We start from the raw sequence: 14,707 nt of genomic DNA on the forward strand, positions 1-14,707 counted from the left end.
GACGAACCAATTTGTTGCGCAAAGCATCTGCAAAAAAGCGCTTAGGGCGGTAGGGCGGTTGTCGGAGCCCGCTGTCAGCGCACGGCGTTACCGGTTAATATCAGAGCACGAACGTTAAAATATTCGAGTTCTGATACTTTCCAAACCTCTGATACCCATGCACAAACCGGCCACCACACACGATCGACCTGACATACCCCGCATCGGCGAGGGCAAGCGCGGTGAGGAGGGGTATATCGGCTACCTGCTGCGTCAGGCGGGGGGCGCCCACCGGTTACGCATGGAGCGGGCGCTCGCCGACCTCGGCGTGACGCCGCCGCAGTTCACGGTGCTGACGATGCTGGTGGCGTACCCCGGGCTGTCAAATGCGGACGTCGCCCGCCTTGCCATGCTCACGCCGCAAACCGTCAGCGTGATCGTCGCGAATCTGCTGCGCAGTGGCGCGATCGCCCGGCGGCCTCATGCGGTTCACGGCCGCATTCAGCATATCGATGTCACCGAGGCCGGCAAGGCGCTGCTCAAGCAATGCCGCTCACGCGTGAAAGCGATCGAGCAGCAGATTCTCGCGGGCTTCAGCGCCGATGAGGAGCGTGTGATTCGCCGCTGGCTAGTGAGCGTTGCTGTTGAGGGCGGCTCGAACGTGGCCGAGTAAACGTGGCTGACGAGCGCGGCTTATTAGCGTGGCTGGCGCGTGACTGACCAGGTGGCCGTCAGCCTCGCGGCAGCCAACCGCCCAGCAGCCGACTGCGCACTAATGTGCGTCGGCCAGATGGCACTCATGATCGAGCAACCCCTCTGCCGTGCCCGTGCCGTTGTCCACATCCAGTCCGCTATTGAGCACGAGCCAGCCGTCCTGATCGGCGGAAGGCCCCGCGCCGGTGACGAGGATCGTCTGCGTCGCCATCGACTGCGAGTCCGGGTGATCGCGCGCCACGATGCGGAACGGGTCGTTGTCCTGCGACAGACTGGTGACGCGCATGATCCGGTAGCGAACGCCGTCTATCGTCTCCCAGTGCCACTGGCCAGGTTGATCGCGGCGGTAAGGCGCCAACGCGTCGATGATATCCGTCCGCATGCAATCCATATGAATATGCAATTGCTGTTGCGATCGGCGGAACTCCGAATTGATTTCCAGTCCGAACTGATCGGCGGCGAGCGGCTTCTTGAGCGATGCTTCCACGGTATTGCGTGAACTCCAGCCGTCGGCCCAGTAGTCCGGCGCATCGGGCGCCACGATGCTCGGGCTTTCGATTCCGGTGACACGCTCAGTCGGAATCAGCAGATGCTGGCTGCGTCCGCTGATGTCTTTCAGAATCGCGTAGTGGTCGGCCAGATCCACGCTCGTGCATTGGCCGGGATGACCGCTGGCGCGCGCTTCGGGCACGCATTGTCCGCCGACGATTTTCCATAGCGCGTCGGGATCGGCCGCAGCAAGCTCGGCGCAACTGCTCGCTACGACGGCGACAGCCACCAGAGCGGCTGCCCTGGCCATCACGAGAGGTGCGCGGCCGCTGAATCTGCTTGCGGTCCTTACCACGCGAGCTGACTCGCGCAAGCGGCCGTCAGCGGCCGCTGAAACTTTCCGCGCGCGCATCAAAGGGTCGGCGCCGGTAGCGCGCCGAGCAACTGCTCGAACGCTACGCCGATAGCCAGCAGCCGCCGGTCGCTTCCAAGCGGTCCGTCCAGTGCAAGACCGACCGGCAGACCTTCAGCGGTCAAGCCTGCAGCCAGCGACAGGCCCGGAATGCCTGCGTTGCTGGCAGGCTGAACATTGCGCAGATAAGCGTCCATTTCGTCGATGGGTACTCCGCCGTTGATCGACACGGCCGACGAACCTGCGAGGTCATCGATCGGCACCGCGGCGAGGCGGGTGGTTGGGAACAACAGCGCATCGAGCTGTTGCGTGGCGAAGGTCTGGGCATACAGTTGCTGAAGCTGCGGCCGCCACATGGTCAGGGCATCCTGATACTCATGGGCGAGCGGGTCGGCAAGCACCGCATCGTAGATGTCGCGTACATCCGGACTGGCAATGCGTGCCGCCAGCTCGGCCAGCGTTTTGACCGGCGCATCGTTGGCGACGAGCCATGCCGGCACATCCAGATGAGCTTCGTGAATCGCCACCGCCGAGCTGACCTTGCTGCTCAGTGGCAACAACTCGTCCATTTCGACCGGCACCAGCGTCACACCGGCCGCTTCGAGCCGCGTCAGCGCGTCCCGCACGACGTCTTCCAGCGCGTACTCCAGGCCGTCCCATAGCGGCGCCGGCAAGCCGATGCGCAGACCGCTCAGCGCAACCTCAGGCAACGGCCCTGCGCCGGTCACGATGCCGTCCAGCAGCGCAATGTCGGCGACGTCGCGCGCCATAGGCCCGACGGTGTCGCGTGTATGGCAGATCGGCACCACGGCGTCCGGATCGTGATAGCGGCGCTCTGCGCCTCCGTCGCCTACCGATGGACGAAGGCCCGCAGTACCGGTTAGCGCTGCAGGAATGCGGATGGACCCGCTCGTATCGGTGCCGAGTCCGGCTGGTACGATGCGCGCCGCAATGGCAGCGGCGGTGCCGCCCGAGGAGCCGCCCGGAATCAGGCCCGGATCGTAAGGGTTGCGAACGTGACCGGCATGCGGCGCGAAGTTCGTGCTGGTGATGCCGCACGCCAGTTCGTGCATGTTGGCCTTGCCGAGCACGATTGCGCCCGCGTCGAGCAGGCGCTGCACGGTGGGCGCGTTCGCGCGCGGCACGAAGTTCTCCAGCGCGGGCGTGCCGGCCGAAGTGACAAGCCCTTCCGTATTGATGTTGTCTTTGACAACGATTGGCAGACCCGCAAGCGGCAATGCCGAGCGCGCTTCAGGTGTCATGGCGTCGATCCGCCTGGCCGCATCGAGTGCGCCCTCCATGTTGAGCGCAGTGAGGGCGTTGAGGGTCGAAAGCGCCGCAGCGCGAGCGAGTAGTGTGGCGACATAGTCCGTGGCTTTCAGCCGGCCGGTCTGGATCGCAGTCACCGCTTGCGTTGCCGTTAGGGCCAACTGTTCGTCGACGGTCCATGTCATGCGTGAGATCTCCTCGAATGACGCCTATTCTGTCACAGCCATTCCAGGCGCGTCATCGAGCAGACCGGCGCAAGCCGTTCTGTTCAGGTCAAACCCAACCGGTACACCAGCTCCCACTGGTGCGTGTCACGTATTGGTCATTGATGATTGTCGATCCACATACGTCCCCAACGATACGCGTAGGCCACCGCATGTTCTTCGTCGAAGAAATAATCGAGCGCATCGAACGAATGCGCCCGGCTCGGATCTGCAGTGGTTTTGCCGATGGTCAGATTCGCGGCGAACAGCCCGTTGGGCAACTGTTGCGCGACCGGAGCGACCTCGTAACCTTTGTATTGGATAGCTTGTCGATTCATGATTTTGGCGATGATTCTGCCCATGTGCGTTGCAAGGGAAGCCAGACGCATAGTGTCGACCGGAGGGTCGGCGGGCAGGAACAAGCGTAGGCGCGGTAGCCTCGCCAGTGAACCAATCATTCGTCGCAAGCAAATTACGCTCGACCTGGAACTGTCTTCGCAATTTCGGATGAGGCGACCCCGGATGCGTCGAGACCACTATCCGGCGCGTCGTGCCGCCTGTCTGTTACTTGGCACACGCAGCGTAGGGGTGCTTTTTAGGGTTGATTCGGGCGTGCTGTGGCTTTGGCGGCGTATGCCGATGCAGGTAGCGGCGCCGTTTGACCGGCCGCGTGGCGCCGGGGCGCCGCGTACCTTCGCCTGCCAGTCAGCTGGCGAGCGTGAACACCTTGGCCGTGCGGCCTTCGGGCGCCGCGCCGCGAGGCACCGATGTGTGCTGCGTGCTGAACGCGAGGGCAAACTGTGCGGCCTGCTGGCCGACTGTAGCAAGCTGGTCGACCACTTTCGGGTCAGAGCAGGTATCGACGGTTTCGAAGCGCGTCTCGAGCGTATTGATACCGGCGCCGAACGGCGTGGGCCAGCCGCGCAAGGCGTGCACGATCGAGCGCAGAGACGTCAGTACCGAACCGGCGGCCTGCCAGCCATAGGCCGTGACCACGCAGCCCACCGCACGGCCGTCGAGGTAAGGACGCTCGTCGCCACGCAGTTCTTCGAGCGTATCGAGCGCATTCTTCACGAGACCGGAGACACCGCCGTGGTAGCCGGGGGTGGCGATGATCAGCGCGTCGGCTTCGCGCACGGCTTCGATCAGCTCGAGCTGGGCGTCGGTGCGTTGCGGATCTTCAGGGGCGTAGTGCGGCAGGCTATGCAGGAACGTGCCGCCGAACAGCCGGGTACGTGCACCGGCTGCTTCTGCGCCGCGCAGTGCAAAACCGAGGGCACGCTCGGTCGACGATGCCGCACGCGTGGTGCCGCCGATGCCGATGACGAGCGGCCGGCGTTGGTGATCGAAACTGGTCAACGAAATGCTCCTTCGGTAGCGGCTGCCGGGGGCGCGGCGCAGGGCTGCGCGCAAACTCGCCCGGCAAACGGGACTTGGCCCGCGGGACTTAAACCGCCATCTTAGTGATCGATACTAGCAGCACGAAGCGACTTTTCGTTCTAACGATATACGCCGGGAGGGTTATCGACGCAGGGCTGCCGTGAAATGCACCTGAAGCGGGCATGGATAAGCAAAGCGAAAACGCTTCGTTGGCTGTCGGCTGGGGGCGCCGCTATGATTGGCCCGTCTCCTCCATGACTAACTCCTTGACATGGGTCTCGGCCCCGCTATCGCGAGATGACGGGGCCATTTTTTTGCCACGGTGCAACCCGGTCGCTTTGCGCAAAGCGGGCGAGACGTTTGTGCACGTCCTGTATCACCTTGACGGGGGTCTCCTGCAACTGCTGGTCGTGCAGCGCCAGCAACCGTTCCAGCGCATGCGCCTCGGCGTCTTCCAGGTGCCAGATATCTGCCCCGGTGGCCCGCGCCGCACTGCGCTCGAGTGCCTGCTCCGCATGCGTATAGAGCGTGGCGTCAGCCGTGCCGAAACCCGCTTCCTGCAGATACCAGGCCACATACAGGACATGAATCAGTTCGCTCAGCAGATGGCCGTTTCCCGAGCCGGCACGCAACGCTTCCAGTGCGAGATGGCTGCGTAACGACCGTTCTCGGATCGACTGGACTGTAAGCGGCAGGAGCATGGCTTTCGCTGCCGATTTCCCTCTGGAACCTCGCAGGGCCGGATGCTTTCTTTTATTCATCTTGAGTAAAACTCACAGACTTGCTGGATTTTGAGTCGCGATTTTATATGCGCTCGCTCTCATATTGATTTAATTTTTTGATTTTTAAAAGTCAGCGGGAAAATAATCGTAAGGAGATCCCGAGCCCTTGCGGGAATGACGGGTAATCATCGGTTCGATTTAACTATTTGGAATCATGCATTCCGGGTCGAAAATATTCGAATCGCTTGCGGCGTGTGCTTCCGGGCCGTCCGATAGGGTGAGGCAGGTGTGCTGTGTCAACGTGCTGACATAATCGCTCGAATAATAAGGACGGTTTCGCATGCGGCATGCATTTTTATGGAACTCCAGAATACGGCGCTCCGCCGCGCTGGCTCGAATGGCCTTAAACCTGTGGCGCGCCGGCAACCCGCCCATAAAATCAGGGCGAATTCCTGTAGAGATTCGATCCGTTGTCACATCGATCTGGTACATGGAAAGGGACAACCCTCGTAGGAGACCGATGTGAGCATCCGAACTACCGATGTACGCCCCACGATTGCTGCGAAACACCCGTTCGAGAGTTGCTTCATGGACCTTGGAAGCCATTCGGCCGACAAGGCGCTGATCGCACTGACCGACGCTGTACATGCCGAACAGCGCGATATGAATGCCTACGACTGGATCACCCAGGCGCTACCCGGCGCGACGCTCAAGCCGGCCCACGCAATCGGCACGGTGGGCGAGTTGTACCGTTCCTTTACCCGGCCCGCGGAATTCGGCAGGTTGAAGGACATCTGGCGGTTGTGAGGAGCGCGAGCAGAGGAGGATAACGGGTTCGGTCAACGGCTCGATTTCGACAGCCGGTGGCCGAGTCCCAGATTGGTCGCGATCTGCCAGGCGTAGACCCGCGAGTACTGCACCCCGAAGCGCGCGGCGATCAACTCGCGCAAGCGCACGTTGGTCCATGCATCGCTCGGAAAGCCGTGCTCGCGCGCGGAGCCGCGCAGCGCGGCGGCGACCCACTCGAGCGCCGCGGCGTCGAGCGCGGACGACCGGCCACCGACGCTCATCTTCTTCAACGCGTCGAGGCCGCCGCTCTCCAGCATGGCCTTATAGCGTTTGACGGTGGCGCTAGACAGATGAAGGGCATCGGCCACTGCGCTGACCGAAGAACCCGCCATCAGCATCTGGCCCGCGCTCATGCGCCGGACAACAGTGGGAAGCTCTTCGGTTCGGGATGGCATAGATTGACCGTCCGTCAAAGTCCGGGCGCATAGGCAATGCGAGCGTTCCATCTGGAAAACCATGCCCAGCCGTTGTCATTGAACCCAGAAACGGCCGCGCAGGGGCGGATAGCATTACTAATAAATGATTTTTTATTGAATGTGTTGGAATGGGATAAAAATAATTGCGGTCGTGATTTTTCCATTTTTCCTATGAAGAGGTGTGTGGGGAATTGGCGGTTCAGTCGGATTGAAACAATCCTCCTGATTATTTCTGATTTCGATATCACCTTAATGGTGCTTGATGTTCGGCAAGACGTTTGCTAGCATCCAGTAACACTTTTACATGGTCTGCAGAATGTCGCAGAAACTCAATCCACACCGGGCTCACCGTCTGTCTGCCACGTCTCGTTGAGAAACGTTGTGCGGCGCTTCATCACCGCATTCTCCTATTTTAATGCGCGACTGATGGAAGAACATGAGATATCGCGGTTTTATCTATTCTTCCCATCGCGAATTTCGGTTTCACCGTCATTCTCTGACAGAAAACATCAATTGTTTTGAGATTCGATATAAACAGATTTATCCGTTTGGCCATCGCTTGACTCCTGAGCGACTGCGGAGTCGGAAATGGCAATTCGCGCTTAAGCGCAGGCGCGGGCGGAGCGCCGTATAGGGGTTTGTCTGCCGGAATGCCGGGTCAGTGCAACGTTTCAATGAGTTAGGAGAGCATAGTGAACCTGTTTATTTCGCGTGATGGCGGCGAGACTGCCTTGCGGGTGCGGCGCATGGTCCTGATGGGCTCCGCGCTGGCGGCGCTGGCCGGTGCCCCCGTGGTGCTCGCCCAGGCGCCTGCGTCCGGGAGCAACGCGCCGGCGCAGGCGCAACCCGAGATGCAGCAGCAGGCCGTCGATGCGCTGAACAAGCTCGGCAACTACTTGCGCACCCTGAAGAGCTTCCGTATCGAGGCCGATAGCGTGACGGACGCCGTGCTGACAACGGGCCAAAACGTCGGCTTCCTGCATCGCACGGAGATGTCGGTGCAGCGTCCGGACAAGGTCAGGGTCGTGGTCACAGGGAGCCGCGCGCCGAAGGGCCTGATCTACGACGGTCACACGTTCGTGCTGTTCAACGACACCCATCACTACTACAGCCGGGTGCCGGCGCCACCCACCATTCGCGAACTCATTGCCGACGCCGACGACAAGTACGGCGTCCAGCTTCCGCTCGTCGACCTGTTCTACTGGGGCGAGCAGTCGGACGACGAAAAGTCGCTGACGAGCGCGCTCTTTATCGGCCTCGACAAGGTCGACGGCAAATGGTGCAACCACTATGCCTATCAACAGCCGGGCCTCGACTGGGAGCTCTGGATCCAGACCGGCGCGCGGCCATTGCCGTGCCGGTTTGTCGTGACGGATACGACCCAGCCATCGCGGCCGCAGCATGCGGTCAACTATCAGTGGACGTTGAACCCCACCTTCGAAGCGGGCACCTTCACGTTCCATCCGAGCCCTGGCGCGAGGGAGATTCCGATGCGGCCACCGACCACGACGGGCGACGACCAACAGGGAGACGCGCAATGAAACCACTGACGCGATTGACCGGTATTGCGCTCGCCGTGATGTTTTCGGCAACCTCAACCTCGACGTTTGCCTTTGGTTTTCGTGGTGGCGCGCGGACCAGCATTCATGGCGGCGGTGGCGGTGGTTTCCATGGAGGTGCTGGCGGTGGCGCTGGCGGTGGCGGATTTCAGGGCGGTGGTGGAGGAGGCGGAGGCGGCTTTCATGGTGGCGGTAATTTCGGGGGGGCGCAGGGCGGTGGTCCGTCTCATGGTGGCGGCGGTCAATCTGCGCACGGAGGCGGTGGCGGCAGCAACGGCGGAGGGGGCGGCCAGAACTCGCACGGCGTTGGCAGCAGCGAACACAGCGGCGGCGGTGGCAGCAGCCACAACGGCGGTGGCAGTGACCACAACGGCGGCGGTAGCGATCATAACGGTGGTAGCGACCATAACGGTGGTAGCGACCACAATGGCGGTAGCGATCACAACGGTGGTAGCGATCACAACGGCGGCAGCGACCACAACGGCGGCAGCGATCACCACGACGATGGACACCACGACGACGGACACCACGACGACGACCACGATCATCACGACGATGACTACGATCACCATCATCACGACGACGGCTGGTACGTCGACCCGGTGGCGGTCGGCGTGGCAGTGGGCGTGACGACCGCAGTCGTAGTCGGAACGACCGTCGCGGCTTTACCGCCGAGCTGCAATAGCGTGATGGTCGGCGGTGTGTTGTATCAGCAGTGCGGGCCGAACTGGTATCAGCCGCAATACGTGGGCCCGACGGTGAAATACGTGGTGGTCACGCCGCCCCGATAAACGCTGAACCCGCGCGCCGGCCAGGTCCAGGCCGCGCGCTGCAGCGGTGCCTGCTCACGCTCGCTGTCTTTATAGGGACTGTAGATGCCAATCGACTTCGAGGCGAGGATCGCACAGTTGCTTTTGCGGGCAGCGCGGCACAGGAAACTGGTTCCGTACGGCGCGTTCCATGCTATTTTCCCCGCGGATTACGCGCTAAACAGGCGCTATGCCGCCCTGGAGCGCACGGCTGCATCCATCTGCGATTTGCAGCTTGCCGATTACGCATCGCTCCTCTGCACTGACTCGGGTTTGCCGGGCCCGGACTTCTACGCCCGCTTCAAGCGTCTGCACGCCGAGCGTTATTACACGGTGCTCGGCGCAGACCGCACCCGCAAACTCAAACTCGTGGAAAAGCAGCGCTTTGCCCGTGAAGCGCGCGAAGAGGTCTACCGGCATGCCCGAGCCGCCAAAGAGGAATTGCCCGCGGACGCGCAAGAGGCGCTCGAGGCCGCTGCCGCTGCGCGTTCCGCGGCACGCCCAGTCCGCAATGCGGTGCTAGGCGTCGCGCTCGTCACGAGTGGATTGCTCGGTGCTCCGGCGGCCGATGCACAGGAGTTCTCACTGTTCGGTGGGGGTTCCCGCGCCGGCAGCACCAATACCTACACATGGGCCTTCAATTACCAGGAAGGTCTCGGACAATACTTTGCAGCCAGCTTTAGCTGGCTGAACGAAGGCCATATTCCCGACCATCATCGTGACGGCCAGCTGGTTCAGCTCTGGGGCCGCATTCCCGTCGGCAATCCTAAGTTCGTTCTGCAGGCGGGTATCGGCCCGTATCGCTATTTCGACACGACCACCGCCGATCAGGGCGGCAGCTATTCCGACACCCACGGCTGGGGCGTGGTCTATAGCGTGCGTGCAGCATATTACGCATCGAGTCGCTGGATTACGCAGCTGCAGCTCAATCGCGTGCATGTACAGCGTGGTCCGGATGCGACCAGCGTTATGTTCGGCGTAGGCTATCAGCTCGACGCACCGGATACGCCAGGCCCGCGAGACTGGGCAGCCGGCAGCAGCACTAACGTGACCAATAACGAGGTGGCTGTGTATCTGGGCAAGACTATCGTCAACTCGACCAGCTCGCCGTCTGCGCTGGGCGGCGCCATCGAGTACCGGCGCGGTCTTGCCAGATATCTCGATGTGACGCTCGGCTATCTGCATGAAGGCAGCAGCAAACTGGCGCGCCGGGATGGCATTACGAGTCAGCTCTGGGCAACCCGTGCGTTCTTTAACGACAAGGTGACGCTCGGCGTGGGCGCCGGCGCCTACTACGCGATCAACGAAAACGAGAACAGCGAATCACCGGGACCAGGAGCTGGCAAATTCTCCGGTCTCGTCACCATTGCAGGTTCCTATCGTTTCACCAGAAGCTGGGATGCGCGGCTTGAATGGAATCGGGTGGTGACCCGTTACAACCGCGATTCTGATGTGATATTTGCTGGTGCGGGCTATCGGTTCTGACGGCCGGTTGAAACGCGAGCCGAACCGGCAACGAGGGCGGCGCAGGTTGCGCAGGCGTATTGCTGAAGGAGGTAACCCATGGCCCATACAGGTTCCGTCATCGTCGCGTTGTGCCTGGCTGTGGGCAGCCTGGGTACGACGAGCGCTTACGCGGATGACGAGGCCGTCGCTGACCGCATCCAGTCGGCCGGCCGCGGCGCGCACCTTGGACGTGATCTGTGCGGCTTCACGGCCGCGCAAATCGCGACCTACAAGGCGAATCTGAAGCGCTCGCTTTCCTCGCCGCCCAGCTTCGACACGCAATGGGACTACGGATGGCAGCGGGCCACCCCCACCTTGCTCCAATACCAGTCGCTGAAAGTGGGTGACCCGCAGGACTACGAATCGCGGGTGCACCTCGTTTGCGCAACGCTGCACAGAATCGGCAAGCGGGTTACGAAGGCGCCTGACAACAGCAGCCAGACGAAGCCTTAGGTGTCCCGCAAAGCGATACAGCGCTCAGGCCGCCAGGCGGCGAATGCCTTACTTCACCTGTTCGACCTGACCGCGAATCTCGCCGCCGGGGTTCTTCGCGGTATGGACGTTGAAGTACCAGTTGCCGGCCAGCAGATCGCTTTCCTGCGCAGCGCTCAGCGTGGCGTCGCCATCAATCGGACTGGCCAGTTTGTCCATCGGGATCGGAACCGCCACCGGCGCGTTCTTGCCGACCGGTGCCGGGCCGTGGAAATGCGCCATGCTGGCGGGCCCGGTGAGGTCCGCGTAGGTGACCTTGTAATGCAACACCTTCGACGCGGTGTCGTAGGTTGCCGTCAATTCGCCGTGTCCGTCGCTGGTTTTGGGCGGCACTTCGGAGGAGGCAAGCAGGTGGGCTTGCAGGTTGAGCGTGTCGGCAACGGCGAGCGCAGGTGCGGCGAGACTCAGAGACAACACCAGTGCGGTAAGCGTTCGATTCATTTTCATGGACGTCTCTTGAAATGGACAGGATGTAACCTCCGACGCCGCGTGGCCTTGCGGCCATGCGGTGCGTCACCGGTTACTCCATTGAACGCTCGCTGTTTCCGGCTTATTCCCTGCCGCAACGATATTTTTTTGCCGGGTTCAGTTAGCCGCCAGCATCGAGATGCCCACATCGCCGAACAGCGTCTGCACGTCGTTATCGGAGATACGTTTGGCCAGTGCAGGCAGGTCGGTCCCTTCGGGCTTGCCGATCAGCGCGTAGCTGAGATCGGCGTGCCGCCAGGTCACGACGTTCATGCTCTCGACGCGTCGTTCTGCGATCGTGGTGTCAGGCTTGCCTTCCTTCATGACGCATAGCGCGATGGGCGCGCCCTGCTGCGGCAGATAGACGATCTGCACCAGGGGTTTGTCTTTAAAGCGCAACCGTTGCACTCGCTTGAAGGTCAGGCCCGCCTGACTCAGATCCGGAATCCGTACGTTCAGACCGTCCTGATGCTGGATTTCGTCGACGGTTTGCGCCGTGAGTTCGGCATTGACCGGCACCTGTGCCACGGTCTCGCGCGAATAGAGCTGCTGATATCCCGCTGCTGCGGCGACCCAGCCTGGCTCTTCGGGATTGGCTGCCGCGAGCGTCGCAGTGGGACTGCTGTTCGGGGTCGCGCCAAAACCCGGCAGGAAGCGCGTTCCAATGCCGTAGCAGACTACCCCCGCAACAAACGCGACCGCGAGCCACTGCGGCGCGATACGCAGGCGCGAGCGGATGGGCGCCGAAGGTGCCGTAAAGGCGTCGCGCGTGACGGCGGCGTCGTTGGCGCCCGGCGTGGCGGTGCGTTGTGCATGGGCGCGCGCCATCGCGGCAACGGCTTCGGTCAGGCTGTCCGGCACCGGCGGCAGCTTTTGCTGGGCGAACGCTTGCGCATACGGCAACTGCGACGCGCGCAACTGCGCGACGAGTTCGGCGGTATCAGGCGACACAGCGATCTCCTTTTCGATCTCCTGGCATTCTTCCGCAGACAGCTCGCCGTCCACATATGCCATCAACAAAACAGAGTCCATTTTCATGAGACCGGGTCCTTACTCGCAACTGCGACTTTTGTTTTTTGATTGTCCCGAACCCCGAACAGCGTGCCGATGGTTTGGCGCGCGCGCGACAAGCGGCTCATGACGGTGCCGATCGGGACCTCGAGCACCTCCGCCGCTTCACTATAACTAAGCCCTTCGACGGCGACCAGCAGCATGACGACGCGCTGCGCTTCCGGCAACTGTCCGACCGCATTGACAATCTGGTTATTGATCGCGTTTTCCTCCGGCGTGCGCGCCGCCGGATCGGCGACGGTTTCAAGCATGTCGTCGTCCCACTCCGTGCTGGAGCGGTTACGCCGGCTGCGGGCGCGCAACTCGTCGATCCAGGTGGAGTGCACGATGGCGAACATCCAGCTGAGGGTGGAGGTGCCGGGCTGTAACTGGTGGGCGCGTTCGAGCCCGCGCAGGCAGGCGCGCTGCACCAGGTCTTCGGCATCGTGCCGGTCGCCTGAAATGCGTAACGCGAACGACCACAGGCGCGGCAGCAACTCCGGTAGCTGGCTGGGTAAGTCTGAGCCGGTCATCGACAGGTTCCTTGCTAGGTGTTCGGTGTCTTTGGACGGATGGCTGGATTTTAACGACAACTGGTGTTCTTCGCTCACATTGGCCTCGCCGGGCGGGCAAGGCGGGTCCGAACCGGGGACATGCGGATTTCCCGTGGCGACACGAAGCGGTTAAAGTTGAACTACTGCGGTCGAACTACTGCGGTCGAAGTAGTGCGCTGTAACGCAGACGAGGTACGGCAGGCGCCCGGCAGGGCGACCGTCTGCCGGGAAGGCGCGGCGGGCCAGCCGCGAGCCGCGAACGCGCGCTCTACTCACGACGAAGGGGGACGAGTGAGGCATCGAAAGCTTTCCCTGCGTCGACGCTGGCGCAAAGCATTCCGCACGTACGGAGCGCTGGTCGCGCAGAGCGTGGGCGGCCACCCGTTTCTCGCGGGTTTCGCGGGGACGGTGGTGGCGACCGCCATGGCGAGCCTGACCTTTCTGACACTCTACGATGGCCGGGCCGACGCGCTGCGCCATGCCCACGAAACCTCGGAGAACCTCGTATCGCTGATTTCCAGCGACCTTGCGCGCAATGTCGAGATCTACGATCTGTCGTTGCAGTCGATGGTCGACAACGCGCAGGACCCGGCCACCTGGCGCCTGTCGCCGGCGCTGCGGCAAGCTGTGCTGTTCGATCGGGCGACCACCGCCGCCTACCTCGGTGGCGCCTATGTATTGGGCATAGACGGCCTCCCGCGCGCTTCCCAGAACGGCGACCGCAATCCAGTGGTGCCGCTTAGCGACCGCGACTATTTTGTCGCTCAGCAGCGCAATCCGTCGCTGGGCCTGTTCGTATCGCATCCGTACCGCTCGCGGTGGCGCGGCGGCAATCCGTCGATCGGGCTGACCCGGCGTATCAACGCGCCCGACGGCAGCTTCGCGGGCGTTGCGATGCTGGCTATCCGGCTCGAATATTTTCAGCACCTGCTCGACAGGATCAACACGGGCACGTCCGGGTCTGTGTTTATCGTCCTCGACGACGGAACCTTGCTGGCCCGCAAACCGTTTGCCGAAAGCGATATCGGCACCAGCATCGCCAAGTCTCCCACTTTCACGATCATGGCGGCGCACGCGGAGGGGTCGTATATCGCGAGTTCGGCCGTCGACGGCGTACGGCGCATGTTCACCTATGCGCGTGTGCGCAACACGCCGTTGATCGCCGTGGTGGCGCCGTCGCTCGACGATGTGCTTGCCGAATGGCGGCGGCGCAGCCTGATTGCCGGCGGCCTCACGCTCGCGCTGGGCGCGGTGTTCGTGGTGCTGTCGTGGTTGCTTGCATTTACCCTTCAGGACAAGGTCGCGGCGCAGGCAGAACTGATCCGGCTCGCGGCGACGGACCCGCTGACCGGCCTGAGCAACCGTCGCGTGCTCGACCGCCGGCTCGACGAAGAATGGTTGCGCGCGCGGCGTCATGGCAGTCCGATGTCGGTGCTGTTTGTCGACATCGATCACTTCAAGCAGTTTAACGATACCTACGGCCACGCCGCGGGCGACGAAGTGCTGACCGCGGTGGCCGAATGCATCGCGTCGGCGGTGCGGCGTCCGGTGGATCTGGTGGCACGCTATGGCGGCGAGGAGTTTGCCGTGGTGCTGCCGGATACCCCGGCGGCTGGGGCGACGAGTGTCGCTGAGAAGATCCGCAAAAGGGTCCAGGGCATGAGCCTGTTCTATGGGCAGAGCGGCCACGGCAGCGTAACGGTGAGTGTGGGCTGCGCCACTTGTGTGCCGGCTCAGGGGGCGAGTGCTTCCGGGTTGATGGCTGCCGCCGATGCGCAGTTGTATGCCGCGAAGTCGGCGGGGCGGAATCGGGTGAGTGCGGCGGCTTGACGTTCG

The 14,707-nt window shown here is 62.5% G+C and carries 17 protein-coding genes; 7 read left to right on the plus strand and 10 right to left on the minus strand.

Annotated elements, in window-relative coordinates:
- Positions 1–157: 157 nt before the first annotated feature.
- Positions 158–652: a MarR family winged helix-turn-helix transcriptional regulator gene (locus P3T24_RS03025; protein WP_429432324.1), complete on the plus strand. Its 495-nt coding sequence runs from the start codon at positions 158–160 to the stop codon at positions 650–652.
- 99 nt (positions 653–751) lie between these two features.
- Here the strand turns inward: P3T24_RS03025 and P3T24_RS03030 are convergent, their stop codons facing one another.
- The 6 genes from P3T24_RS03030 to P3T24_RS03055 all read right to left on the minus strand — a co-directional run bounded on the left by P3T24_RS03030 (position 752) and on the right by P3T24_RS03055 (position 5,660).
- Complete coding sequence (locus tag P3T24_RS03030) at positions 752–1,492, minus strand: CDP-diacylglycerol diphosphatase (protein ID WP_429433232.1); 741 nt, start codon at positions 1,490–1,492, stop codon at positions 752–754.
- A gap of 101 nt (positions 1,493–1,593) precedes the next feature.
- The gene (iaaH, locus tag P3T24_RS03035) at positions 1,594–3,048 is read right to left on the minus strand and encodes an indoleacetamide hydrolase (RefSeq protein WP_429432327.1); all 1,455 of its coding nucleotides are present in this window, start codon (positions 3,046–3,048) and stop codon (positions 1,594–1,596) included.
- A gap of 137 nt (positions 3,049–3,185) precedes the next feature.
- Positions 3,186–3,404, minus strand: a complete 219-nt coding sequence (locus tag P3T24_RS03040; RefSeq protein ID WP_074269490.1) for a transcriptional regulator — start codon at positions 3,402–3,404, stop codon at positions 3,186–3,188.
- Between the two features lie 367 nt (positions 3,405–3,771).
- Complete coding sequence (locus tag P3T24_RS03045; RefSeq protein ID WP_074268776.1) at positions 3,772–4,425, minus strand: NADPH-dependent FMN reductase; 654 nt, start codon at positions 4,423–4,425, stop codon at positions 3,772–3,774.
- A 308-nt stretch (positions 4,426–4,733) separates the two neighbouring features.
- Positions 4,734–5,147 carry a hypothetical protein gene (locus P3T24_RS03050; protein ID WP_429432330.1) on the minus strand — a complete coding sequence of 138 codons (414 nt, stop codon included), beginning with the start codon at positions 5,145–5,147 and terminating at the stop codon, positions 4,734–4,736.
- 219 nt (positions 5,148–5,366) lie between these two features.
- Positions 5,367–5,660 (minus strand): hypothetical protein, encoded by a 294-nt coding sequence (locus P3T24_RS03055; RefSeq protein ID WP_429432333.1) that lies wholly within the window; start codon positions 5,658–5,660, stop codon positions 5,367–5,369.
- A 30-nt stretch (positions 5,661–5,690) separates the two neighbouring features.
- On the opposite strand from P3T24_RS03055, the gene P3T24_RS03060 reads away from it, so the two are divergent.
- Positions 5,691–5,975, plus strand: coding sequence for a hypothetical protein (locus tag P3T24_RS03060; protein WP_429432336.1), 285 nt, complete (start codon positions 5,691–5,693; stop codon positions 5,973–5,975).
- A gap of 32 nt (positions 5,976–6,007) precedes the next feature.
- Here P3T24_RS03060 and P3T24_RS03065 read toward each other — a convergent pair whose 3' ends face one another.
- Positions 6,008–6,412: a helix-turn-helix domain-containing protein gene (locus P3T24_RS03065; protein WP_429432339.1), complete on the minus strand. Its 405-nt coding sequence runs from the start codon at positions 6,410–6,412 to the stop codon at positions 6,008–6,010.
- A 713-nt stretch (positions 6,413–7,125) separates the two neighbouring features.
- Between P3T24_RS03065 and P3T24_RS03070 the strand changes: the two genes are divergently transcribed.
- From P3T24_RS03070 to P3T24_RS03085, 4 genes are all read left to right on the plus strand, one after another.
- Entirely contained in the window at positions 7,126–7,974 is an 849-nt protein-coding gene (locus tag P3T24_RS03070) for a DUF2092 domain-containing protein (protein WP_429432342.1), read from the plus strand.
- The gene (locus P3T24_RS03075; RefSeq protein ID WP_429432345.1) at positions 7,971–8,783 is read left to right on the plus strand and encodes a hypothetical protein; all 813 of its coding nucleotides are present in this window, start codon (positions 7,971–7,973) and stop codon (positions 8,781–8,783) included. The genes P3T24_RS03070 and P3T24_RS03075 overlap by 4 nt, the downstream gene beginning before the upstream one ends.
- Positions 8,784–9,317: 534 nt before the next feature.
- A complete protein-coding gene (locus tag P3T24_RS03080) occupies positions 9,318–10,286 on the plus strand; it encodes a hypothetical protein (RefSeq protein WP_429410379.1) in 969 nt (322 codons plus the stop codon).
- Positions 10,287–10,364: 78 nt separating this feature from the next.
- Complete coding sequence (locus P3T24_RS03085) at positions 10,365–10,760, plus strand: hypothetical protein (protein WP_429432348.1); 396 nt, start codon at positions 10,365–10,367, stop codon at positions 10,758–10,760.
- 48 nt (positions 10,761–10,808) lie between these two features.
- Here the strand turns inward: P3T24_RS03085 and P3T24_RS03090 are convergent, their stop codons facing one another.
- From P3T24_RS03090 to P3T24_RS03100, 3 genes are all read right to left on the minus strand, one after another.
- Entirely contained in the window at positions 10,809–11,246 is a 438-nt protein-coding gene (locus P3T24_RS03090) for a CHRD domain-containing protein (RefSeq protein ID WP_074268770.1), read from the minus strand.
- 138 nt (positions 11,247–11,384) lie between these two features.
- Positions 11,385–12,305, minus strand: a complete 921-nt coding sequence (locus P3T24_RS03095) for an anti-sigma factor family protein (protein ID WP_429432351.1) — start codon at positions 12,303–12,305, stop codon at positions 11,385–11,387.
- A complete protein-coding gene (locus tag P3T24_RS03100) occupies positions 12,302–12,850 on the minus strand; it encodes an RNA polymerase sigma factor (RefSeq protein ID WP_429286175.1) in 549 nt (182 codons plus the stop codon). Before P3T24_RS03100 ends, P3T24_RS03095 begins: the two co-directional genes overlap by 4 nt.
- A gap of 312 nt (positions 12,851–13,162) precedes the next feature.
- Here P3T24_RS03100 and P3T24_RS03105 point away from each other — a divergent pair, with 312 nt between their 5' ends.
- Complete coding sequence (locus tag P3T24_RS03105) at positions 13,163–14,701, plus strand: sensor domain-containing diguanylate cyclase (protein ID WP_429410205.1); 1,539 nt, start codon at positions 13,163–13,165, stop codon at positions 14,699–14,701.
- The last annotated feature ends 6 nt before the right edge of the window (positions 14,702–14,707 follow it).

The sequence above is a fragment of the Paraburkholderia sp. GAS33 genome, from assembly GCF_050436645.1.
Taxonomy (GTDB): Bacteria; Pseudomonadota; Gammaproteobacteria; order Burkholderiales; family Burkholderiaceae; genus Paraburkholderia; species Paraburkholderia phenazinium_B.

Excerpts from the sequence above, each read along its gene's own strand:
- P3T24_RS03095 (WP_429432351.1), bottom strand. The coding sequence starts at position 12,305 with ATGAAAATGGACTCTGTTTTGTTGATGGCATATGTGGACGGCGAGCTG.
- P3T24_RS03100 (WP_429286175.1), bottom strand. The coding sequence starts at position 12,850 with ATGACCGGCTCAGACTTACCCAGCCAGCTACCGGAGTTGCTGCCGCGC.
- P3T24_RS03075 (WP_429432345.1), top strand. The coding sequence starts at position 7,971 with ATGAAACCACTGACGCGATTGACCGGTATTGCGCTCGCCGTGATGTTT.
- P3T24_RS03090 (WP_074268770.1), bottom strand. The coding sequence starts at position 11,246 with ATGAAAATGAATCGAACGCTTACCGCACTGGTGTTGTCTCTGAGTCTC.
- P3T24_RS03025 (WP_429432324.1), top strand. The coding sequence starts at position 158 with ATGCACAAACCGGCCACCACACACGATCGACCTGACATACCCCGCATC.
- iaaH (WP_429432327.1), bottom strand. The coding sequence starts at position 3,048 with ATGACATGGACCGTCGACGAACAGTTGGCCCTAACGGCAACGCAAGCG.
- P3T24_RS03040 (WP_074269490.1), bottom strand. The coding sequence starts at position 3,404 with ATGAATCGACAAGCTATCCAATACAAAGGTTACGAGGTCGCTCCGGTC.
- P3T24_RS03085 (WP_429432348.1), top strand. The coding sequence starts at position 10,365 with ATGGCCCATACAGGTTCCGTCATCGTCGCGTTGTGCCTGGCTGTGGGC.
- P3T24_RS03065 (WP_429432339.1), bottom strand. The coding sequence starts at position 6,412 with ATGCCATCCCGAACCGAAGAGCTTCCCACTGTTGTCCGGCGCATGAGC.
- P3T24_RS03050 (WP_429432330.1), bottom strand. The coding sequence starts at position 5,147 with ATGCTCCTGCCGCTTACAGTCCAGTCGATCCGAGAACGGTCGTTACGC.
- P3T24_RS03055 (WP_429432333.1), bottom strand. The coding sequence starts at position 5,660 with ATGTACCAGATCGATGTGACAACGGATCGAATCTCTACAGGAATTCGC.
- P3T24_RS03030 (WP_429433232.1), bottom strand. The coding sequence starts at position 1,492 with ATGGCCAGGGCAGCCGCTCTGGTGGCTGTCGCCGTCGTAGCGAGCAGT.